Annotated in this window: 17 protein-coding genes; 11 read left to right on the plus strand and 6 right to left on the minus strand. The window is 51.4% G+C overall.

The annotated features are described in order from the left end of the window. Positions 1-396 precede the first annotated feature (396 nt). Positions 397-1,206, plus strand: coding sequence for a dimethylarginine dimethylaminohydrolase family protein (locus tag Pla110_RS18805; protein WP_144998068.1), 810 nt, complete (start codon positions 397-399; stop codon positions 1,204-1,206). Positions 1,207-1,264: 58 nt separating this feature from the next. On the opposite strand, the gene Pla110_RS18810 is transcribed toward Pla110_RS18805, so the two are convergent. Further along, positions 1,265-2,941, minus strand: a complete 1,677-nt coding sequence (locus tag Pla110_RS18810) for a CocE/NonD family hydrolase (RefSeq protein WP_144998070.1) — start codon at positions 2,939-2,941, stop codon at positions 1,265-1,267. A 235-nt stretch (positions 2,942-3,176) separates the two neighbouring features. Here Pla110_RS18810 and Pla110_RS18815 point away from each other — a divergent pair, with 235 nt between their 5' ends. Beyond that, positions 3,177-4,535, plus strand: coding sequence for a DUF1501 domain-containing protein (locus Pla110_RS18815; RefSeq protein WP_144998072.1), 1,359 nt, complete (start codon positions 3,177-3,179; stop codon positions 4,533-4,535). Positions 4,536-4,552: 17 nt separating this feature from the next. Further along, positions 4,553-5,965, plus strand: a complete 1,413-nt coding sequence (locus Pla110_RS18820; protein WP_144998074.1) for a DUF1501 domain-containing protein — start codon at positions 4,553-4,555, stop codon at positions 5,963-5,965. A 30-nt stretch (positions 5,966-5,995) separates the two neighbouring features. On the opposite strand, the gene Pla110_RS18825 is transcribed toward Pla110_RS18820, so the two are convergent. Both Pla110_RS18825 and Pla110_RS18830 read right to left on the minus strand, forming a co-directional pair. Next, positions 5,996-6,301, minus strand: a complete 306-nt coding sequence (locus tag Pla110_RS18825) for a hypothetical protein (protein WP_144998076.1) — start codon at positions 6,299-6,301, stop codon at positions 5,996-5,998. Between the two features lie 7 nt (positions 6,302-6,308). Continuing rightward, positions 6,309-7,373: an FAD:protein FMN transferase gene (locus Pla110_RS18830; protein ID WP_144998078.1), complete on the minus strand. Its 1,065-nt coding sequence runs from the start codon at positions 7,371-7,373 to the stop codon at positions 6,309-6,311. 134 nt (positions 7,374-7,507) lie between these two features. Here Pla110_RS18830 and Pla110_RS18835 point away from each other — a divergent pair, with 134 nt between their 5' ends. From Pla110_RS18835 to Pla110_RS18860, 6 genes are all read left to right on the plus strand, one after another. After that, entirely contained in the window at positions 7,508-8,572 is a 1,065-nt protein-coding gene (locus Pla110_RS18835) for a formylglycine-generating enzyme family protein (protein ID WP_197440288.1), read from the plus strand. A gap of 147 nt (positions 8,573-8,719) precedes the next feature. After that, positions 8,720-10,042, plus strand: a complete 1,323-nt coding sequence (locus Pla110_RS18840; protein ID WP_144998080.1) for a Gfo/Idh/MocA family protein — start codon at positions 8,720-8,722, stop codon at positions 10,040-10,042. Positions 10,043-10,399: 357 nt separating this feature from the next. Continuing rightward, entirely contained in the window at positions 10,400-10,927 is a 528-nt protein-coding gene (gene ilvN / locus Pla110_RS18845) for an acetolactate synthase small subunit (RefSeq protein ID WP_144998082.1), read from the plus strand. 73 nt (positions 10,928-11,000) lie between these two features. Further along, a protein-coding gene (gene prfB, locus Pla110_RS18850) for a peptide chain release factor 2 (RefSeq protein WP_197440289.1) occupies positions 11,001-12,108 on the plus strand; the annotation gives its coding sequence in 2 pieces (ribosomal slippage) (positions 11,001-11,069 and positions 11,071-12,108; 1,107 coding nt in all). A gap of 69 nt (positions 12,109-12,177) precedes the next feature. After that, positions 12,178-12,801: an HAD family hydrolase gene (locus Pla110_RS18855; protein WP_231742610.1), complete on the plus strand. Its 624-nt coding sequence runs from the start codon at positions 12,178-12,180 to the stop codon at positions 12,799-12,801. Between the two features lie 829 nt (positions 12,802-13,630). Then, entirely contained in the window at positions 13,631-14,266 is a 636-nt protein-coding gene (locus tag Pla110_RS18860; RefSeq protein WP_144998086.1) for an adenylate kinase family protein, read from the plus strand. 230 nt (positions 14,267-14,496) lie between these two features. Here Pla110_RS18860 and Pla110_RS18865 read toward each other — a convergent pair whose 3' ends face one another. Together Pla110_RS18865 and Pla110_RS18870 are read right to left on the minus strand one after the other, a co-directional pair. Next, positions 14,497-15,969 (minus strand): DUF7133 domain-containing protein, encoded by a 1,473-nt coding sequence (locus Pla110_RS18865; protein WP_197440290.1) that lies wholly within the window; start codon positions 15,967-15,969, stop codon positions 14,497-14,499. A 93-nt stretch (positions 15,970-16,062) separates the two neighbouring features. Next, complete coding sequence (locus Pla110_RS18870) at positions 16,063-18,798, minus strand: c-type cytochrome (protein WP_144998088.1); 2,736 nt, start codon at positions 18,796-18,798, stop codon at positions 16,063-16,065. Between the two features lie 643 nt (positions 18,799-19,441). On the opposite strand from Pla110_RS18870, the gene Pla110_RS18875 reads away from it, so the two are divergent. Continuing rightward, positions 19,442-20,857, plus strand: coding sequence for a sensor domain-containing diguanylate cyclase (locus tag Pla110_RS18875; RefSeq protein ID WP_197440291.1), 1,416 nt, complete (start codon positions 19,442-19,444; stop codon positions 20,855-20,857). Between the two features lie 64 nt (positions 20,858-20,921). Here the strand turns inward: Pla110_RS18875 and aroB are convergent, their stop codons facing one another. Further along, entirely contained in the window at positions 20,922-22,031 is a 1,110-nt protein-coding gene (gene aroB / locus Pla110_RS18880) for a 3-dehydroquinate synthase (RefSeq protein ID WP_144998092.1), read from the minus strand. A 354-nt stretch (positions 22,032-22,385) separates the two neighbouring features. On the opposite strand from aroB, the gene Pla110_RS18885 reads away from it, so the two are divergent. Then, positions 22,386-23,528 (plus strand): glycosyltransferase family 4 protein, encoded by a 1,143-nt coding sequence (locus Pla110_RS18885; protein ID WP_144998094.1) that lies wholly within the window; start codon positions 22,386-22,388, stop codon positions 23,526-23,528. Positions 23,529-23,614: the final 86 nt, after the last annotated feature.

The raw sequence follows: 23,614 nt of genomic DNA on the forward strand, positions 1-23,614 counted from the left end.
AGGTAGTCCATTACGATCCCCGGACAGCGGTTTAACACCTATTCTGTTGCCGGTTACTCGGTTGATATTTTCAAGCGGAGTGGGTTCGTCTCCTGCCGGCTTGTAACACCGAACCGGAAGACCTCTTCCTGGAAATGCCGTTCACCCGCATCCTTGCGGTATAGGCCTCGTGAAGAGTGGTCGTGAATTTTCATGATTCTGGCGAAACGGTCAACATCTCTTTTCAACCGGTCGCACGAATGTAAAATTTACAATCTATTGAATTTCGTCCCCAGTGAAATGATGCCTCTCCGAACTTGAAAACCAGCTATTCGAGTGATTTTCAACGTATAATGAGATAGACCACGATCCGTTCACCATCACCCATTCATCATCAGAAAGCCCGAAAGAGACTTTATGAATATTCCGGCCTCACCCCGCTTTCTGATGTGTCCTCCCGATTTCTTTAAAATCGAATACGAAATTAATCCGTGGATGAACAAGGACGTCCAGAACGATCGAGCCAATTCGATTGCGCAATGGAAGAGCCTACATTCTCTATTGAAGCAATTGGGCAGTGAGATTGAAGAAATCTCGCCGGTCGCCGGTTTACCTGATCTCGTTTTCACTGCAAATGCCGCCCTGGTGTATGAGAATCGGGCATTTATCTCCCGGTTTCGACACTCCGCCAGGCAGGGAGAAGAGCCTGTCTTTACCGAGTGGTTCGAAAAGCACGACTGGAATGTGATCCGCTTACCGGAGGATATGTCGTTTGAAGGAGCGGGTGACGCCCTTTTCTGTGGCGATACCTTGTTTGCTGGGTACATCTTCCGGTCAGAAGTGCAGGCGTTGAACTGGATCGCAGAGCAGATCGACAAACGGGTGATTCCGCTTCAGCTTACGAACGAGCAGTTTTATCATCTGGATACCTGCTTCTGTCCTCTCAATAACGAAAGTGCGATTTACTATCCGGCAGCCTTCGACAGCTACGCACAAGCAGCTCTCCAGGCTCAGATTCCGAATCTGATCGAAGTTGAACCTGCTGAGGCGGGGCGGTTTGCCTGTAATGCCGTCGTCATCGACAAACAGGTCATCCTCAACACCGGTTGTCCTAAATTGGAAGAGCGTCTACGGGCGATCGGCTACCAGACACATGCCACACCTTTGGATGAATTCCTGAAAGCAGGCGGCAGCGCCAAATGCCTGACACTGAGATTGAACGCGTGAAACTAAGTATAGCCTCGCCATAAACTCGTGTTTCCCCATCTGATCTCCATCAAGTCTATTATCTCCCAGGAACAGGGGCGATCACTTTTGAGGCGTGGATTTTATTGTGGTGTATCTGGTTCGTGGCGACGAACTGTTTCTCCGGTGTTTCGATCGTGAGAGGCTCTCCTGTATTCGGGTTGGGTTCGTAGAAGGGAGCCCCAGTGCTGGCAACAGTAATCCGAATGCGGTGTCCTTTGTTGAAGATCTGACTCAACCAGCCGACATTGAACTTCACGGGGTAGACTTCTCCTGGCTTCATCATTTTCTCTTCCTCGAAGCCATCGCGGAATCTTGCCCGGCGAACCATATCGACGAGCAGAATCGAACGACCATCAGGGTACACATCGGTCACCCTCACAATAACGTCGGTGTCCGGGGCATCTGAGGATAGATAAATCTCTGCCTGCACATTGCCAGTCCACTCGACCGGTTCTTCGAGCACGTCGGTCGAAAAGGTCAACACCTCCGATTGCGTCTCGAACGGTCGCGCATCCCGGGCACCGGGAAACGCCGTCCCCGGAATGGAGGCTGGATGAAAAGGATCCGCTTTCAGACTGGAAGCTAATTCAGCCTCTTTGGGTTTCGTAGTGGAAAGTCCTTTATCTCTCTGAAGATAATAATCGGTTGCCTTAGTCGGAATTGGCCAGTCATCAGCTGATCGCCAAACGTTTCCTGGCGCCCCGTCTTCATCAAAGGCGCCCATTACGTAGTAACGAACCACAGGTTCGTTCGGAATTTCGTTGTGAACCCCTTTGAGATGATAGTCGAACCAGCTCAACATATGCTGCATCACATCGAAGTTGGCATTCTCGGGATAGTTCACCTCGCTGAACTTATTTGTTTTATTAAACCGGCCATGGAGCCAGGGGCCAATTAACAGGGATTGATGGCCGCGAGATTCGGGCCCGCCGTCGTGTTGTCTGCCAATGTAGCTGTTCACCGAACCGACACACATATAGTCGAACCAGCTGCCGACAGTGAAGCAGGGCACGTTCATTTTGTCGAAATGCAGCGTGCAGTCTTCGTCCTGCCAGTATTCATCGTATGTTGGATGCTGATACCACTCGACCATCAAATCGTGATTATGTTCGGGAACCCGGCAGGCACCCGCCATCCCTTTAAACCGAGTCGGTCGGGTCAGGCCCCCAATTCGATATCCTTCGTGATACAGGCTCAGGCCCGTATCGATCATGTACTGGCAAGTCAGGTGCGGTGGTTGAGTCACGGCAAGAAAGTTCTGTGCAAAACCCGCCTGGGAACTTCCGAAGGTTCCGGTCTTCCCGTTTGACCAAGGTTGCACCGCAAGCCATTCCACAATGTCGTAGCCGTCCTGCTGTTCTCCCCAACCCAACGCCCGGTAACCGACATAGCGACCTTCGGATTGTTGTGTCCCTCGGAAATTAACACCCGCGACGACATACCCCGCTTCGGCCATCTGCGCCATCGACTTGCGAGTACTCGCTCCTCGAAAACTGGCGTATCGTTGTTCCATTAACACCGGCCACGGGCCTTCCCCTTCCGGAGTATATATAAATGCCGACAACTTCACCCCATCTCGCATGGGGATCATGACCTCTTGTTCGGTCACCGAACCGAGGTCGATGTCTTCAGCGTGGATCCAACTCGCTGATGTCAGAATCAGAAGAATGAACGCCAACTTGGAGAGAAATCGGTAATTCGGCAGATATTTCATGGATGGAATGGCTTCTGGAAAAAGATGTACAAAATAGGGAGCCTATCACTCTGACTTACAAACGGGCGAATTGCAAGAATCGATCCGACTTACCTGAACACCCACACATTTTCCAACTTTACAATTGTTGAACGTGTACGCACAAGTTACTATTGATACGTTCCTACCGCGAAATTTCCTGCCTAGCGTTCCTCCCCCCTGCACGAAATTCCCACCCTAACGACAGGTCATCCTCATGCTCTCCCGCCGAGAAATTCTGCAGGTTGGTTGCTCCTCCTTTTTCGGACTTGGTCTGTCAGGAGTATTGCAGCAACAATTGAAAGCGGCCACGGACAGTGCAACACCGCCGGCGAAGTCGGTTGTACTCATCTACCTCGGAGGAGGTGGCAGTCACCTCGACATGTTCGACCCTAAACCACTAGCGTCGGAGACCAAAGGGGAGTTCAGCCCGATCCCGACCGCTATTCCGGGATTTCAGTTTACTGATCGAATGCCCCATCTCGCTCAGCATGCCGACCTGCTGACAATCGTACGCTCGATGTCGCATAAAGATAATCGCCACCTTTCGGGAACTCACCATGCACTGACGGGAGCCATCCAACCCTTCCGAGGAAATTCCAATCAGGATAAATCATTAAATCGAGCCGACTGGCCTTCGTATGGTTCGGCCCTCTCGTATCTCGATCCGCGAACCGACCAGTTACCCAGTCAGGTCACGTTGCCAAACGATCTCATCGAAGGGGTGCTTGTCTGGCCCGGTCAGCATGCCGGTTTTCTCGGACCCAAATATGATCCGTTCATTCTGAAAGACGATCCGAATTCCGCTGACTATAAAGTCCGCGGTTTGGCTCTCCATGATGGCCTCAACATCGAACGATTGAATGATCGCAAACAGTTGCTGCTCGATATGGATCGGCAACAACGGGCGATCAATGAATCCTCGCAAGGCAAACAGTATTCGCTGCAGCAGGAGATGGCCTTCTCGATGCTGACCTCGCCCACGTTGAAAGATACGCTGGATGTTTACGCGGAACCGGATGAAGTCCGGGACCGGTATGGTCGCCATCTTTACGGTCAAACTCTCTTGCTGGCACGCCGACTCGTCGAAATTGAAATGCCCGTCATTCAATGCAACATGGGCCGCACCCAGACTTGGGACACGCATGTTGACCACTTCCCGCGTCTGAAGAATATGCTGCCACCATTGGACCAGGGAGTTTCTGCTTTCTTGGTTGATCTCAAAGAACGTGGCCTGCTGGACCAGACACTCGTCATTTGCGTGGGTGAATTCGGGCGAACTCCCACGATCTCTCCACTTCCGACCCATAATATTCCCGGGCGTCACCACTGGGCTCCCGCTTACTCTGCTCTGTTCGCCGGAGCGGGAGTTCAAGGAGGCCAGGTGATTGGTGAAACGGACAAAATTGGAGCCTACCCCATTACTCCGCCGTACAGCCCCAGCGATATGGGCGCCACTATTTATACGGCGCTTGGCGTAGACCCTCATCAGATGATTCCCGACCGGCTTGGTCGTCCCCGCCCTCTGAATGATGGCAAAGTGATGGATGTCCTTTACACCGGAGCCGAAAGCTAACAGGAATATTCGAAACTATGACTCAATCATTCTCTCCACAGAATGCTCACCAGCGACATCACGCCAGTAGCGATCTGCTTTCCCAGTTCGGTCCTCAAGGCCGCAGCCTGATCAAGGCAGGAAGCCGTCGCTGGTTTCTGCAGATGGGTCTTGGTGGATTGGCCGGACTTTCGGCTTCGCAGTTGATGCAACAGCAGGCATTAGCCGCTGCCGAAAAAGCGACCTCTGGTAAAAACCCCCAGGCCAAATCGGTCATTCTCGTCTGGCTCTCAGGTGGTCCCAGCCAGGTCGATATGTGGGACATGAAACCCAACGCGCCCCAAGAAATCCGCGGGCCGTTTTCCCCCATCGCCACATCTGTCCCGGGTATCGAGATCTGTGAACATCTCCCCAAACAGGCAGCAATGATGGATAAATTCACCCTTATCCGCTCGATGGATGCGACGGCCAGTAACCATACGCCCGTCACGTTCCAGGCTGCGAATCCAAAGTCACAACGCACCAACAAAGGGATCGACGGGGGTGGTTATCCCTCCATGGGCTCGGTCACCGCCAAGTTCCGCGGCGCGAACGAAACAGGAATGCCTCCCTACGTGGCACTCGCCGACAGTTTAGCAGCCGACATTTACGGAGCAGGCGAATTGGGACATGAATACGAACCTCTGGATGCAATGAAATCCAAGGGCAAATTCGATATGCCGGCAGGTGTTCAGATTCCGCGAATGCAGGATCGCGATCAACTTCGGCAGGAACTCGACCGGTTTCGCAAACAGACCGAAACCTCGAGCAGCCTAGCTTTCCACGACCGCTACGTGCAGGAGGCCTACAATATGGTTTCCAGCGGACAGATCGCAGATGCCTTCGATATCAATAAAGAGCCTGAATCGGTTCGCAATGAGTATGGCAATAACTCGTTTGGTAACAAATCGCTGCTGGCTCGTCGTCTCGTCGAAGCGGGCGTAACCTGGGTAACCTTAAGCGATGCCTGGGGCCACTGGGATCACCACGGCGATGACGTTCGCTGGGGTGGCATCGAAAAAGGTCTCGCCCCCATGCTGCCCGAATTCGATCATGGAATCGCCACATTGATCAACGATCTTGAGGAACGAGGGCTGCTGGATACAACCCTCGTCCTGATTCTGGGAGAATTCGGTCGTGGCCCTGTGATTAACAAACAAGCGGGCCGTGACCACTGGACCCCTACCATGTCGATGCTGATGGCGGGTGCCGGCGTTCCCGGTGGTCAGGTCATTGGCAAGACCGATCGTCGCGGTGGAGCGATTCTCGAACGCCGCCTCGGTCCGGGAGACCTCGCCACGACCGTGTTTACTAAACTCGGTATCGATCCCGGCCAGTACTGGATCAACCACTCAGGTCGACCCATTCCCCTCGTGGAAGGGGAAGCGGAATACATTCGCGAACTGAGTTAATAGACAGTTAAAGGTATAAACAGATCCGTCTTAAAATAAGACGTCCAGATCTCCGCTGACTTCAATCTCGGCGACTTCTTCGAGTTTGTAAATTTTCCCGTTCAGTTCCACGGGTACTTCTTCGATGGGGCAGATGTCGTCCGGGTTCTCGATGTTGTCGAGCATCCGTTCTTCTTTGTCGAGTGCCGCCTCAATGGCATCGGATAACTCGTCTACGGTAACACCCAGTTCTTCGAGCTTATCGATCCGGGGTTCAACCTTCAGTTCGATTTCACCGAGAACCTCTTCTTCTTCAGATTCATCGTCCATTGGCGCTTTGCCCTCATTCATAATCATGTCTGCCTTATTCGCTGGGAGAAGAGATAGGTTTGGATTGGGGATGAAGGTACTCTTTCCATCCCGAAGAGGCGACCGTCGCGTCTTCGGTAATAATAAATCCGTCCAGATTTTCTTTTTCGTTGAGCATTCGCGATCCTTCGACAGACCCCAGAACACTGACTGCCGAGGCCCAGGCATCCGATAACATTCCGCTGGGCGCGATCACTGTAACAGAGCTTCGATCAGTCAGCCCGATTCCAGTACGCGGATCGACGATATGCGAGTACCGGACGCCATCGATTTCCACATACTGGTACGCATCGCCCGAGGTCGCAACCGCTCCGTTTCGAATATCGATAAACTGAAACTCCTCTTCGCCGGTCGACTTCTTCAAAGGAGCGACAGCCACCGTCCAGTACTCCTTCCCGGGAGGAGGGTCCCCCACGACGATATCTCCGCCAAAATCGAGGAGAGCCCGCCGAATTCCGTGCGCATTCAGTACTTCGAGCGCTTCATCGGCCGCATATCCTTTGGCGATGCCTCCCAGGTCGAGCCGCATCCCTTGCTTCTCGAGAGTGACTGACTGGGCTTCCTTATTCAAGTTAATGGCTGAATAATCGACTATCTCCAAACGTTTGTGCAATTCATCCTGATTTGGTAACTCTTTATGCCGTCTAGCCTTACGCCACAATTTCACTACGGGACCGACTGATACATCGAAAGTCCCTCCGGACTCTTCAGAGACCTGGCGAGCCGTCGTCAGTACACAAAACAGGTCTTCGCTGACTTCGTGGGCGACCTGGTGCGTTTTTTTAAGTGACAGTTGGTTGAGTTCACTGTCTATTTTGTAGTCACTGAGAAGTTGATCCAGTTCTTGCACTCGAAGATAGGCGGCAGTAGTCGCCTTGTTTGCGAGCGCTTCATTATCAACGTATACTGATATATGTAGCGGCACACCCATATGGACCTGCGAGAATTCATACTTTTGCAGTTCTTCCCCCCACAATTTCCCTCCCCCGGCAGCGAGCACCAGTAAAAAGATCGCGACTTGAATATGCCTGAGAATATGAGAATATAAATGGTGCATCATGCGGCTGCCTGGCTGGTTACAGTTCGGGATAAGTCGTCTCACTTATTGTATCCCCAACGCGCTTCCACTGTGAATTCGGATTCGTTCGTGTTCACTTCAGAATATTTTGAAAACCTGCAAAACGGAATACCTCTATGAACAACCTTATGTGGCAGAAAGTTCTGCGACCCTTGTTTCTGTTAATGTTCACCGCTCTGCTCGGCGGATCTGCTCTATTCGCCGCTAACCCGGAAGCGGAAGCCACAAACCAGGATGAGATGAAACCTTACGAACAGGTAATTCCTGGTACCGATGTGAAATACGGCATGGTTCCCATCCCCGGTGGCACTTTCACCATGGGTAGTCCGGAGGACGAGGAAGAACGTGCCGACGACGAAGGTCCTCAACATAAAGTCAAAATCGAACCCTTCTGGATGGGTAAATGCGAAGTGACCTGGGATGAATATGACATCTGGTCATTCAACCTCGATATCCAGCGACGGAAACTGTTCCGTAAGAAAGCGACGGAAAACGATATTCTGGCCGACGCGGTGACTCGCCCCACCAAACCGTACACCGACATGACTTTCAACAAAGGACACGATGGGTACCCGGCAATCTGTATGACCCAATTGGCGGCTCGTGTTTACTGCGAATGGTTAAGCGCAAAGACAGGCCATTACTACCGTTTGCCAACCGAAGCCGAATGGGAATATGCGTGCCGCGCAGGAACAGACACGGCTTACTACTTTGGAGATGACCCGGCTGACCTCGAAGAACACGCCTGGTTCTACGATAACGCTGGTGACATCGATGAAAAATACCGTCAGGTTGGACAGAAGAAACCGAATCCCTGGGGCCTGTATGATATGCACGGAAATGTCTCCGAATGGTGTCTCGATCAGTACTCCGAAGATTTCTACAGTACCTTTAAACCGGACGAGCCTGCTCTTTTCCCGATCAATGTCGCCACGGAACTTTACCCACGCGTTGCGCGGGGTGGTTCCTGGGATGATGACCCGGACATGCTGCGTGCTGCGGTGCGAATCGCCTCCTCGGAAGACTGGAAAATGCAGGATCCGCAAATCCCCCAGTCTATCTGGTACCATACCGACGCCACCTTTGTCGGCTTCCGACTGGTCCGTCCTTTGACTGTTCCCGATGCAGAGACTCGCGAGAAATACTCACTCGACCCGGTCGTTCCGGATGTGCTTGAATAAGCGAACTTTTTCGTACGGCAAGATTTTACGCAACTTATTATCATAGCCCACCTCAAACTTACTCTCACGATGCAATTGTAACGGGACTCCCAGTCTCGCATTTTGATTACAACCAACCAGTTGATTACAACCAACCAGGAGAAAAGCATGCTCAAGTCCGATTCAACCCGCCGGGAGTTCCTCAAAACCGGCAGCGCTCTTTCGCTCGGGGCGGTCACTTTGGCCAGCCTGTCGAATAATGCGTTTGCCGCTGGAGACGACACCATTCGTATCGGTCTCGTTGGCTGCGGCGGTCGAGGCTCGGGAGCCGCTTCTGAAGCAATATTAACTCAAGGCAATGTCAAGCTCGTCGCGGTGGGAGATGCTTTTGGAGACAGGTTGGAGCAAAGCCTGTTAAATATTGAGAACAAAATCAAGTCAAAACTGGGGGATGACACGACCGCTGTGGATGTCGATGCGGATCATAGATTTGTTGGCTTTGATGCTTACAAACAGGTGATCGATAGCGATATCGATATGGTCATTCTGGCGACTCCTCCTGGTTTCCGTCCAATCCACTTTGAAGCTGCTGTCGCAGCTGGCAAGCACGTCTTCATGGAAAAACCGGTCGCGACCGATGCTCCAGGAATCCGAAAAGTTCTGGCTGCTGCTGAGGAAGCGAAAAAGAAAAATCTAAAAGTGGGTGTGGGACTGCAACGCCATCACTCCGCAAAATACAAAGAAACCATCGCACGACTTCAGGATGGAGCCATCGGTGACATTCGCGCCCTGCACGTTTACTGGAACGGTGCCGGAGTGTGGGATCCCCGTAAGACTCGCGAAGAAGTCTCCGGTGAAATGGAATACCAGATGCGTAACTGGTACTACTATAACTGGCTCTGTGGTGACCACATCTGCGAACAACACATCCACAACCTGGACGTCGGGAACTGGCTGAAAGATTCCTACCCCGTCAAATGTCAGGGTATGGGCGGACGACAATACCGTACTGACAAGAAATATGGTGAAATCTACGACCACTTCGCCGTCGAGTACACCTACGAAGATGGTACCAAAATGTTCAGCCAGTGTCGCCATATTCCCAACTGCTGGAACTCCGTTTCCGAACATGCGATTGGAGCCAAAGGGTTCTCTAACATTGGAGATGGGAAATATGAAACCGCTGATGACAAATGGCGATTCAGTGAGAAAGACCCCTACCATTACCAGGTGGAACACGACGATCTGTTCCACGCGATCCGTAATGACATCAGCTACAACGAAGCCGAAAACGGTGCCAAGAGTACGCTGACTTCCATCATGGGACGCATGGCGACTTATTCCGGGAAAGAAGTCAGCTTTGAAGAAGCGTTGAATTCCCAGATTGACCTGATGCCGACCGAATTCAGCTGGGAAGCCAACCCGCCCGTCATGCCTCTGGCCGACGGTTCCTACCCGATTCCAATGCCCGGTATCACCCGCGCCGTCTAAATACAGAATCTCGGTTTAACCGCTGATTCCAAAGAACGAAGCCACGGTTGCTCCCCAAGGAGCAACCGTGGCTTTTTTAATCTCACGACACTTTTATTTATCAGTCATTTGACCTGTCAGTAAACCTGGAATCCCGACTGAACCTCCCCCGGTGATCAGTGTCCCTCAGAAAGTGTGCGATCGTTCGCTGTTCTCGAGTTCTTCCCGCTGTAACAAGTTCCTTGTGAATGGCTTCCGGGCTGATTATGATGTTTCTTTCGCGGCGGAGCGTTATGCGTTCGGGTTGCGGTTTTCTTTTTGCGAGCGTAAACGCTTTCTATTTTTGACGTTAAGTTATTTTTCCGAAGGTACTTTCTGATGCGGCATGTCCTGTCAGCCCTCGTAATGAACCAGCCCGGTGTGCTGGCGCATATTTCCGGTATGTTGGCCTCACGTGATTTCAACATCGACAGCCTTGCTGTCGGAGTCACCGAGAACGAAGATTTCTCCCGGATCACCTTTGTCGTCAACGGCGACAACCGAGTGCTGGAGCAAGTCCGTAAACAGCTGGAAAAAGTCGTTACGGTCGTGAAGGTACAGGATTACCTTGATACCGACTTCGTCGAACGTGATTTGATGCTCATCAAAGTGGCAACTGAAGAAGCTCGACAACGTAGCGAAATCCGCGAGATGGTCGACGTCTTCCGTGGTAAGATCGTGAATGTCGCTAAAACGCATCTGATGATCGAGATTTCGGGCCAGGAGAAAAAGCTGCAAGCCTTCATCGAACTGATGCGACCCTTCGGTATTCTGGAAATGGTCCGGACAGGCCGTATCGCATTGGAACGGGATACGACGATCAACGAAGGGCTCAATCTCTCTCGCGAGCAGATTGAAACCCGCTAAGCCAGTCAGTAAATCTGCCCAGTCTTCAGACGTCGCGTTTTCACTGTCTTCATCTCTTCTGCAAGGTGGCTTTATGGATTCCGAGTTACAGGTACGTGCTCAGGAAATGGTTGATCGCATCGTTCACTTAAAGGACTCTCTTTGACTACGACTCCAAAGAGCAGCGTGTCCAGGAAATCAACGACCTGATGGCGGCGCCCGACTTCTGGAACGACCCCGAGAGTGCAGAATCTCTCGTTGGCGAATTGAAAAAACAGAACAAGTCGATCAAACCGCTCAAAGAACTTGTCTCCGCCCTGGGTGACATCGAAGTCCTGTTAGAATTCGCCGCAGAAGATGAATCGGCCGAAAGCGAACAGGAATTGGTTCAAGTTCTCGACCGCATGGATGGCGAAATTGAAGCCGTCGAACTACATGCCATGATGTCCAATCCGGAAGATAGCTGTAACGCCTACGTCGCTGTTCAAGCGGGAGAGGGTGGAACTGACTCGTCCGATTGGGCAGAAATGCTGCTACGGATGTTTATTCGCTGGGCGGAAGTGCGTGGATTTGGCCTGGAGCTGCTGGAACGGTCAGACGCAGAAGAAGCAGGAATTCGTAATGCGACCGTCCTCATTAAAGGGGACAACGCCTACGGCTACCTACGCGGCGAAACGGGAAACCATCGTCTGATTCGCATTAGCCCTTTTGACTCTGCCGGCCGACGCCACACCTCTTTCGCGGCAGTTGATATCACCCCTGAAATTGGGGATGACATTGAAATCGATATCGACTGGGATCAGGACGTGAGAGAAGACACTTACCGGGCCAGTGGCGCGGGAGGACAGCACGTTAACAAAACAGACTCGGCCGTTCGCATGACTCACCTGCCGACGAATGCCGTTGTGCAGTGCCAGTCAGAACGAAGCCAGCACAAAAACCGGGCTTCCGCTCGGAAAATGCTGCAGGCGAAGCTGTATCAAATTGAACAGGATAAACGAGACGCCGAACTGGCAGCGCGACGCGGCCAGAAATCAAAAATCGGTTTCGGTGGTGAAACCATCCGTAACTACGTTCTCCATCCAGATCAGTACGTGAAAGATGCTCGCACGGGTCACAAAGCGGGCAACCCACAGACGGTTCTTGATGGTGGACTCGATCCCTTCCTGGAAGCGTATCTCAAATGGCAGATGACGCAGTAGTTATAAAGTAGCAGTTATAAAGTTGACGCGTCATTCCCAGACAATTAGCGATGGACGAGGATCGGCCCAATGTTGAAGACGATTCTGTTTGACATGGGAAATGTGCTTGTCACATTTTGCCACGACCGAATGTGTCGACAGATAGGAGATTTATATCAACGTTCGGAAGCCGAAGTGCGTGAATTGTTGATGGGCTCAGGAATCCAATCCGCATTCGAACGGGGGACGCTGCAACCTTACGATTTGTGGCACGAATTTCAGCTGCGTTTCGGACCCGGAATCTCGCCCGAGGTAACTTTGGAGCAGCTTGAACGGGCAGGGTCGGATATCTTCACGCTAAATGAAGGGATCCCGCAGCTACTGGAGGAACTCAAGTCGCTCGGAATGCGACTGGTCCTGCTTTCGAATACTTCGATCTCGCACTTCGAATTTATCATGCGCGAGTTCCAAGTGCTTCAGCATTTCGATGATTATGTCACGTCTTATGAAGTCGGTGCGATGAAACCAGACGTTGAAATCTATAAAGCGGCTCTGGAAAAAATTGACTGTGCTCCTGAAGAATGTTTTTATACGGACGATATCGAACTGTACGTCGAAACAGCCCGGACATTTGATCTCAATGCGGAAGTCTTTACGGCCGTTCCTGAACTGAGAACGCATCTGCGGCGCCTGGGACTAAAGGTAGACGCTTAATTACCTTTCGGGAGGGAAGCCAACCAATGCCTTTCACTCCTTTTCACATGGGCCCCGCCCTGCCAATCAATGCAGCCTGCGGCAATCGGTTCAGCCTGCTGCTGTACGGCTACACTCAAATACTAATGGAGTGGAAGCGCTCTACCGGATTGCAATTCAAGATCGGGAATTACACGGTCTCTCGCACACGTTTCTCGGTGCAAGCTGTATAGCGGCGGTGGCACTCATTACTTGAAAGCCCCCAATGGAATTCTGGTTGCGATTCTGGAATCGGATTGCACGCAGGTATAAGAGGCCCGATTTTTTAGTGTTGGAAAAGATACCCTGGCGCGTCAGTGTTTTCAGCGTGCTGACAGGGAGTTGGCTGCACATTGTTCTGGACGCCATTATGCACCGGGATGTCCGACCCTTTGTCCCCTTTTCTGATGTAAATCCTTTCCTGAGAATCATCACGGTGCAACAGCTTCGTCAATTCTGTGTGTTCACCGCCATTCTGAGTGTCGCATGGATAGGCTTGGCATGGCTACTTCGCGTGCAGCGCGACTAATAGTTATGCAGGTTAGAGTGAGTTCTCTCTGTTAAAACAGGAAACATGGCCGTTTTTTGGAGATCTCTGCGACCTTTTGCATTTCCCCGGGGCGATGGCAAATGGTATGCTCTGATGTCTTCCTTCAGAAGAACAGCGAAGACGTTTCAGAGGCGATAATTGATTCAAATGTGATGATCTTATTCGCGAAAGCTGAATGGAATAGTGAGAATGGCGGGGACGCACCTGCCTGAACGAGAGTGGCCTCGCCGGGGCCCGAAACAGTGATAAGAAAGTAGTTTGATGACTGACTTACCCATCTACGGAGTGTTGCTGTTTGGAGCACCCGGTGTAGGAAAGGGAACTCAAGGAAAGATTCTGGGAACCATTCCCGGCTTTTATCACCTTTCAGTCGGCGAAGTCTTTCGATCAATCGATATCGGCTCTCCAGACGGCCGGGAGATTTACCAACACACCTCCCGGGGCGAATTGGTTCCAGACGACCTGACGATGAAAATCTGGCGCCGTAACCTGGAAGGCCAGACCATTCTCAACCGGTTCAAACCGCACGAGGACATTCTGATTCTCGATGGTCTGCCCCGAAATATTCACCAGGCGCAGCTACTCACAGACCATGTCGACATTCTACATGTGATCTACTTGGTCTGTAACGACCAGGAAGAGATGATCCACCGAATCAAACGTCGGGCGATTCGCGAAAATCGATCTGACGATGCGAACGAAGATATCATTCGCCATCGGTACAAAGTCTATCACTCAGACACGGCCCCTGTTGTCGAACACTACGACAAATCGATCGTTCATGAAGTCGAAGCGATGGGATCCCCCGCTGAAGTTCTGTCACGGATTCTGGAAGTCCTGATCCCTGTGCAGAACTCGCACTATCAGACGAACATGAAACGGCGAACGAAAAAATAGGTGGCGGTTACCCCGCTCTTCCGATTTTTTCGCTGGTTAACTCAACGATCAGGATAGTTCTCTCCGCACTGACTCTCAATGTATTGCGCCTAGAGCGCATTCCAGATAACCTTAGCGTGTTCTGGCGGCGTAGCCTACTGTTTATAAGGGCTTTTTGGGACCGATAGCCGCCACACTTATCCTGGACAGGATCTAGTACTACATTGTCTATGAGTGATCGGGCCGGCCACTTATTTCTTAGGAATGTATTGCAGCGTATAGTAAGCCGCGTCGTGCAGTAGAGCTTTCCCCGCTTGTGAGCGAATTCCTTTCAAGTGGAATTCGTGAACATGCCCACGTTGAACTTCATCGAGTTTCACGTCGATGCTCAGGTTGTCGCCCGACACGGTAACGTCTTTGATTGTCGGCTTCGTGTGGTCGACTTCGGGGCTACCGTAGGATGCTTTGTAGATATAGGTATATGTCTCGACGTCGTATTGGTCGATCAGCAGCGCCGAGTCGCCTGAAATGGGCTGCGTGAAGGTAAACCGAAATCCATCCGGCAGGGCCTTCATCTCCAATACTTCAAATGGGACTTCGCCATTCCACTGCATCCGTTGTAGCGAGAAAGGGGCCGTTCCCACAGAGCCCCAACCCCGGTTAGTTCCACCGACGAACAGCTTTCCGTCGGTCGAGAATTCCAGTGGTAAGGTTCCCGAGGCGATTCCCTTTCGGAATGGGAAACAAGCTCCCTGGTAGTGGCCCTCTACTTTTTCCATGTAGCAACGCATGACAGTACTGTCGGACTGATCGCCGACAAACATCTGGCCAGCAAACGGCCCGAATTTTCCTTTGGTAATGTCACAGGCAATTCCACTGGCCGATTTCCCCATCTTAGCATACGGGAAATAAACTGCGGGCGGTTCCAGTTCGGGAATCAGATTCGCTTCGACCATCATACGACTTTGGTCTTTGGGTTCGCGGGGTGTTTTTCCCATCTCCTCAGTCGCAAGCTTGTACCATTCATTTCCTCCGGGATGCCCTTGGAACGATCCGGGCCGCAACCATTTCAAACTACAGGTCCCATTCCAGGGCCCCTGGTTATCTGTATAAAAAACGTCGCCCTCCAAATTCATTCCCATACCACCGGGAGAACGAATTCCGCCACAGGTGGGAATCATTTTCCCATCAGGCGTTATCCGAACGCACCATCCCCGGAACGGCGTCGCGCTACTGAATGATCCGGTGAGGCACAGTGTAATCCAGATGTTGCCTTCTTTGTCAAACTTGGAACCGAAGGCGTATTCGTGATAATCACCCGTGATTCCCCAGCCATCGTTCACTGTTTCAAACAGGTCCGCTTTGCCATCTCCAGAAGAATCCTTCAACCGGGAGAGTTCGCAGCGCTGGGTCACATACAACCAACCATCCCGAGATGCAAAACCGAGAATCTCGTGCAGTCCCTCTGCAAAATGCCTCAACTTGACCTCTTCCGGGTTCTCCGAAAAGGGATTCTCGACGATGTAAATATCGCCTCGACGAGTCCCCAACGCGAGTTGTCCCTCTGGCAATAGTTGCAAAGCACCGATCTCCAGCACGCCATATTGCTCGATGGGGAATGTCACGAGAGGATAATAGTCGTCCTCCGTCAGGTCTTTCTCATCGGCGACAACAATTGAGGGCAGCAATAGGAACATACAGAACAAAGTGAAGAAACGAGTCATCTTTATTTACTCCAGCGAAAGTCATTATCGACTATGGCTAAGTTCATTTTTTGAGATTGCGGGTAAAGAAAACAGCGGTCTGCGAGAAAAACATTACCAGATGTAATCAATCTGCAAACGAGCCATCTCTCCTTCAATCAAGAGTGGGACGAGCAATTCCTGTTGATCTTCGACCTTTCTCAAACGGGGAATCGAACTGGACGGAAGATGCAGTTTTAGTTTCAGTCCATTGCTCAGTTGATACTCATTGCCGCCCAAGTCCTTAATGTCCGCATCGAGAGCCGCGCGGAACCAGAAGCGCTCCAACGGTTTCTTAAAGGTAACTGTCAGGCTTCGTTCGAAATGCGGATCCGACTCACCAGAGACGGGTCGGAAATGATCCTGCACTTGGAACTGATCTGTGCTGTATAGGAAAATGGGCTGCGACTTCTGGTCGAACTGGTATCCACGGAATCGATAGCCTGCATCGCGTGCCGAAATTGTCGGCCAGGGTGTGTCGGCTTTCTCCAGTTGAGCGAACGGTATACCCCGTACCAGCGATAGCACGTGGTCTCCCAGCGGTGGCTGAAAACCCTGCCCGCGTCCCGTCCAATGTTTGGAAGCGTCGATGAACCGTCCATGCCAGATGAGTGCGGCATCGACTTCGTCAGCATCGAACGCCAGGTTGGCATTTTCCGGGTACCCCACAGCAATACCACGGGGGCTGACTCCTTCGATGAAGTTGCGATAAACGATCGGTTTTCCATCGGCAATCAATTCGATCAGGGAAGTCCCAATCCCATCGGGAATGGGAGCCTCGTCCCCGAGACTCAAATAATCCCACATCGCCTCCACCTGTAGCGGAACACTTCCATCCAGACGATCTGCCAACATGGACTGACCGCCAAAGAAGTATGCAGGCATGCGGGTCCCTTTGCGGTATTTCTGGGGGTTGATCAGGTATCGATGAAACCAGTCTTTGCGAATTCGCTGAGGAATTCGCAGTAGATCAACCGACTGAATCCCTGTTGCACGCTGTTCACCGAAGGTATGACATTTTATACAAGCCATGCCTTTCTCACCGACAATATGTCGGCCTTCTCCTTGCAATCGATAATCCGCGATTTGAGTTTCTACCTCTTCGAACTCGGTCTTTCGATCGAGCTCAACGAGTGGATCCACAATCATTCCGACGTTGGACATTCCAAACCGGGGCATGCGAGTCGCCATGTAAGATCGTTCGTTCGCTCCGGAATCAAGCACATGTTTGAGCCATTCGGTATTCAGTTTGTCACCGACACCTGTCAGACCGGGTGGACGGCGTCCTTCGTCTCCCATTTCGGGAATGGTCGAAACGAAGAAGGCATCTCGTTCTCCCTCCGGACCGCCGATTTGATTTCGTTCGTGGCAGGCGTAACAATTGAATTGCGTCATCTTAGCGACGATTAAGGATTCGCCCGTCAACGCTTTGATCGGCTGATTACCGATTATTTCGATCTGTTCGTTCAGCTCAGTGCGTTGCTGTTCCGAAAGATGGAAGTTGGGAACTGTCTGCTCCGGGTTTTCGGCCAGGCAACCCCGGCCAGTTCCCAATGATTCAAACGGACGTGAAATGAGTTTGCTAAAAACGAATTCCGAATCCGTTTTCAATTCGTGGCAATCCGCACATCCTTGCTCCGCGAATATTACTTTCCCTTGAGCTGCCAGTTCGGCATCGACTTCAAATCCTTGCTGTTTTTGCTGAGCATCGGGGTCAATAGATGAAATAGAAGCGAGCGGGCGTCGTGAAAGTTCGGGGCCTTCCAATTCGACGTCAAGAGATTCGAAACCGGCCTTCTCGAAATAGTCGACCTGAAAAGTATGCCAACCGGAAGCCAGTTTGAGTTTCTCCGAACGTGTTCCATGACCATGAATTCCGTCGTAGTCGATCAATTCTTCTCCGTTTATGATCAATCGACTTCCATCATCCGAACCAAGAAAGAAGGTGTATTCGCCTTCTTTCTTGATTTGGAAATTCGATTCAAATCGGAAACCAAAGTCATCTTTTCTTCGTGAAAGTTTAAAGTCGATTTCGGCAGCGACTCCTTTTTCAACAGGTTCCAACTCGTCGAAGTTGGGAAGATTCGACCAACTTCCTTCGTAGTAGGCGAATCGAAGGTTGGGAATTCCGTCGACGTTTCGAAGCAGATAACTGGCGATTTGATCGGCTTCCGCTTCCGGGAGATTCAGCGCCGGCATACGTCCTGAGGGTCGGACATGCAATGGATCCTGCAAAAAACGGCTCAGACTGCTGATGGTGTATTTATCTTCAATTTTTCCGAAGGGGACTGCGTGCGGCAGTTCTTTGGCATCTTCCTCCGGAGACTGGTGGCAGGCCATACATCCGACTTCGTTGAAAAGTTTCTTACCCCGTTCGGCCATCGCCGGGCTAGGGAAACCGGGACGGGGGCCTTGCCCAGTGGAGGCGAGAAAATGCACCAAAGGTTCAACGAGATCGGTTTCGTCGTCGCTCAAGACATCTGGCATCGTGGTGCCCGGTTTGGATTGATGCGGATCTTTCAGGTACTCACGCAAATATTCCGCTCGCACACGATCGCCGACTTCAGACAGGATGGGGGCTTGTTTGGAGAATGAGCTTAGACCTTCCTGCTGTGCCTTATGACAGGAGAGACAATTCAATTCACCCAGCAGAATACGCCCCCCTTGTTCCGGTTGACGAGTTTCTTCGTTCTGGAATCGCTCATAGCCCGGAATCACTGGCGAAACGACTTCCGCAGCGGCTACCGAGACGATCGGGATTAAAAAGGAGCAAACGAGAGCCAGAAGACCAGATGGTCGCGAGCGTTGCATGAACAGAACCTGTCAGCGAAAGAAAGGTAGAGGGGGATTTTCGTACAGAAAAGCCGAGAGGACGAGAACGGATGACCAATTTGATCTGAGTAGGGCCGAACATCATTTAGAAAGGTTAAACGGGTAACCTGTTTGAAATCAAGCGAGTCGGACAGGGAAGCAACTCCCTGCCAGAGAACATCTGGAATCAGACGACGAGAGTGTGGAAACAAAATTCATTGGAATTTTTCCAGACATTGCTTGACTGCCGAAATTGCTGACCTAAGTTTCTGGTACTTCGGCAATGCCGAACATTAACTGACGCGGTAAGGAAAGCTGGGAGCTTTGAGGGGACCTTACCGCGTCTTTTTTTTGCGCTGATTTCGAGACAGTCGTCATTTCAAAACTAATCGTTAATTCCAGATTATTCGATTGAATCCGCTGGCTGCTCCTCTCGGGGCGGTGCTTTCCCTGAATAAACGACTCACCCCCTCAATTTGGAACCTAACGTTCCAGTAGGGAGCCTGTAATCCGTCATATTGATTAAGCGGATTCTAGTTTCTCCGTCAACGCCCTGATTGATTTGCATCTTTCCTCAGATTGCGATTTTTAACCCATGAACTTCCAAACTCATTCCATATCATTCTGGATTTGTCTGGGCCTTATGGGGATTCTTACGTTCGTTTCTATCCTATTGGGTGTCTATTTCTACTGGACGCCGGGGCTGGCCTCTCTCTTTTCATTAACGATCCCCGTGATCGTGATCGCTTCTCTGAGTAATCGGACCGAACGACATACAATCACCTGGCTTTCCTGCGTGTTCTGCCTGGTGGAAAGTATGGTCACTGCTGGTTCGAACTTCTCTACGGATACATTTATTCTTCCGCTGGCGTCGGTGTTTATTTATCACGTGATCAGCTATCTGGCGAGCGAACCGAATTTAAGTTTTCGTTTGCGAAAATATTCAGAGAACACGCTACCGCAACTCAATCACGAGACCAACGGGCGTCACCCACGAAATCACTTAAAGATTGCCACGCATTCTGAAAGTATACTGGCCGACCCAAACACCTCGGGACATTTGCTCGACTACCCTCTGCTATTGCAAAAACTGCAGGACATCATCAGCCAGGTAACTCACGAACTCAATTTGGAAGAATTACTTCCTACTCTCGAAACCACAGCTAAAGACGCGCTCGATGCGCGACAGTGCCACCTGTTCCTCTGGGATGCCGAATCCTGGAATTTCTGTCGGCATCATCATGCGGGAAAGACAGTCCCCCTTCCTTCATCTCGACAGGGAATGTCGGCCTGGGTTCTAACTCATCGGCAGATCCTCATCAAACAGCGAATTGAGAGGGAACCAGACCTGGCAAACCAGGTCTATGGTGAACTCGAAGATTACGATGCCACCGTTCCACTGATTGCTCATGAGGAAATGATCGGCATTCTGTTTATTCGTGGCGGCGATGTCACCTCGCTTAACTACCTGCGAATGTTACATATCATTTCGAACATGTTTGCACTCGCCGTAAAAAATGCACAGTTGTTCTACCACATTGAGCAGATGGCGCGAAAAGATGGCCTGACGGGACTGCTCAACCATGTCACCTTCCTGCAGGAACTCGATCTATTGATTGCCGATGCAATCAAACACGATTATCCGTTGACCTTGTTCATGGGTGACATCGACTTCTTCAAGAAATTCAATGACACCTATGGGCACCAGGTCGGTGACCAGGTCCTCAAAGAAGTGGCAGGAATCTGGAAAGATCTTGCACCGACTGATGCTCTATTAGGTCGCTACGGGGGAGAAGAGTTTATCTGTGCGTTGCCCCATACTCACATCCAGGAAGCGTTTCAAGTTGCCGAGAACATTCGACGTCGAATTGAATCAACTCCAGTGCGTTTTAAACAGAAGAATCTGCAAGTCACCATCAGCGCTGGTGTCGCCGAGCTGCATAAACCGGCGTCGAACAGTCACGAGCTGATCTATCTTGCCGACGAATTCCTGTACAGTGCCAAGAACGCCGGACGAAACCAAGTGGTGATCGGTTCGGGCGTGACCCACCTGCACTAAGGCGAAACAGGCAGAGAGTGATTCTGTAAAGCTTTGATGGGCAAATACAGCGATTTTTCCAGACCTATAAAACTGCTCGCACATCTTCTTCCGCTACGTCGGAAACCATTTCGCAGTGTCCCATCCGGGTTGGTAAGACGAAACGCAGTTTGCCGGCGAGGACTTTCTTATCGAGTTTCATTCGGTCGAGAATCGCATCCGAGTTCAGATCGGAACCTTCAGGAAGCTCCACTGGCAGGGACAAACCGGACAGCAGTGCGATCTGACGTTTCGTCAGTTCAGCATCCACCATTCCCAACCGCTCGGCCAATCGGCTCGCGTTGATCATACCAATACTGACCGCTTCCCCATGCATTAATTCGCCGTAACCGCAAAGGGCCTCGTAGGCGTGGGCGAAGGTGTGTCCATAGTTTAGCACGGCTCGTAAGCCGGTTCGCTCTTCTTCATCCGCTTCGACGACATCCGCCTTCAGTCGACAACTGCGTGAGACAACATACCGAAGGACTTCGGGATCACGCTCGTTCAACTCTGATAAATGCTGTTCGAGATATTCGAAGAATTCGGCATCCAGAATCATCCCATATTTAACAACCTCGGCCATGCCGCTGCGATAATCCCGTACAGGCAAAGTTGATAGCGTGGCCGTGTCCACGAAAACTCCCCGGGGTTGGTAGAAGGCACCGATCAGGTTTTTGGCCCGCGTATGATTCACAGCCACTTTGCCCCCGACGGAGCTATCAACCTGAGCGAGCAAAGTCGTGGGCACCTGAATGAAGGGAATGCCGCGAGTATAAGTTGCTGCCACGAACCCGGCTGCATCGCCGACCACACCACCGCCCAGAGCGACTAACAGCGTACCTCGATCTGCTTTGAAATCGACGAGTTGGTCAAACATCTCCTGCATGACCGTGAACGATTTCGATGCTTCTCCCGGTTTCAGTACAATTTCGCAGACTTCCCAACCAGCTGATCTGAGGCTGGTGGCCACGGGGACCAAGTGAGACTGAGCCAGATTACGATCCGTAACGATGGCAACCTTTTTCACACCAGAGGTGGGCGCAGGAATCCAACCGGCGACGGCATTGGCAAATTGACTCAGACGGTCGGATCCGATAGTAATCTCGTAACTTCGGGGTCCCAGATCCACTTGGACATTTAAGACAGATTCGCTCACCGGGATGACCTTCTACTCTGGCTGCTCAATTATTAAAAGATCTCGAACCCTCTGAGTAGGCAGATGAGCTTTTGCATTATGAGCTCAAATAACCACCACCGGGTTTCAGATCAGGTTCTGATACGTATCGATTTAATTATTCTCGAATTCAAAATCGAAAATGGGCTCTTATTCTACAGAGCCGATGCGGTCGACGACAGCAAGGCTTCGCTCCTGAGACGGAAATGAAGAGGTTTTCGCAATGAAGAGGTTTTCACAGGCATATTGAAGGGATATTCAATGCTCGTCGGATAACGTACAATCCATCCAGCCTGATCTTCATTCTATTCCTCCTCTCGCCCCACCCAATTGACCATGTCCGCTCCCTCGCGTTCCCGCATTTTGCTCTGCTTTGAATACGCCACACTCAATGGGGGCGAACATTCCCTGTTGGCTGTATTGAAACAGTTGGTAGCGGGCGAGTTCGACTTTATCGCAGCCGCCCCACCCCATGGCTTATTGCATGAGTCGCTCCAGAAGTTGAAGATCCCAACAGTGCCACTAGAACTTTGCGATGACGAAGGTCGCAAACGGGATCAAGAGTCCATCAACCAGACATTGAAGTCGATCATCCAGGACTCAGAACCGGCACTCGTTCATGGGAACAGCCTGTCAATGGGTCGAATGCTGGGCCGGATTGCGGGCGAAACCGAACAGCCGATGACGGCTCATTTACGCGATATCGTCAAATTAAGTGGCAAGGCAATCGACGACCTGAACCAGTTAGATCGACTGATTGCCGTATCGCAGGCGACGTCCGACTTTCACCAGAAACGGGGACTCTCTGAAGATCTAATGACGGTTCTTCACAATGGCGTCGACTGTGAACAATTTAGGCCCCGTGTGCCCTCGGGAAAATTAAAGGAGGAGCTGGGTCTGCCAGCGGAATCATTCCTCATTGGGAACATCGGTCAAATTTGCCTGCGAAAGGGTCAGGACATCGTCGCCGAGGCCGTTTGTCGACTGATAGAATCTTTCCCTGAACTTCACCTTTTGTTTGTAGGAGAACGGCACTCGCAGAAGGCTGAAAGTCGCGAGTATGAACAACAGTTACATAGTTGTTTTGAAGAAGCGGGACTTTCCAATCATGTTCATTTTCTCGGATATCGGTCGGACATTGCCTTTATTTTGAATGAGATCGACCTATTGGTGCATACGGCACAACAGGAGCCCCTGGGACGCGTGCTGCTGGAAGGCGCAGCAGTTGGCTGCCCGATTGTCGCCACGACGGCAGGAGGAACGGCGGAGATTCTGGAGCATCAGGTTTCCGGTATTTTACTTCCCCCGGGGGACGCCGATCTACTCGAACACGTGCTTCGCGACCTGGTTCCCGACGTGCGACGACAGTCGCAACTGGGCAAGGCTGCCCGAGAGAGAATGCTTGTCCTGTTTCCAGTAGAGAAATCGGCGGCGGGGCTCCGTGCAATCTGGCGGCAATTATTATATAAGCAGTCCTGAAACACTCTCATGGACCAATCTGCCCCTTATTTTGCCATCCTCAAGGTTGCCTGAACTGGGTTTCAGAATGAACTAAGGTCTCTAGC

The organism is Polystyrenella longa (assembly GCF_007750395.1).
GTDB lineage: Bacteria > Planctomycetota > Planctomycetia > Planctomycetales > Planctomycetaceae > Polystyrenella > Polystyrenella longa.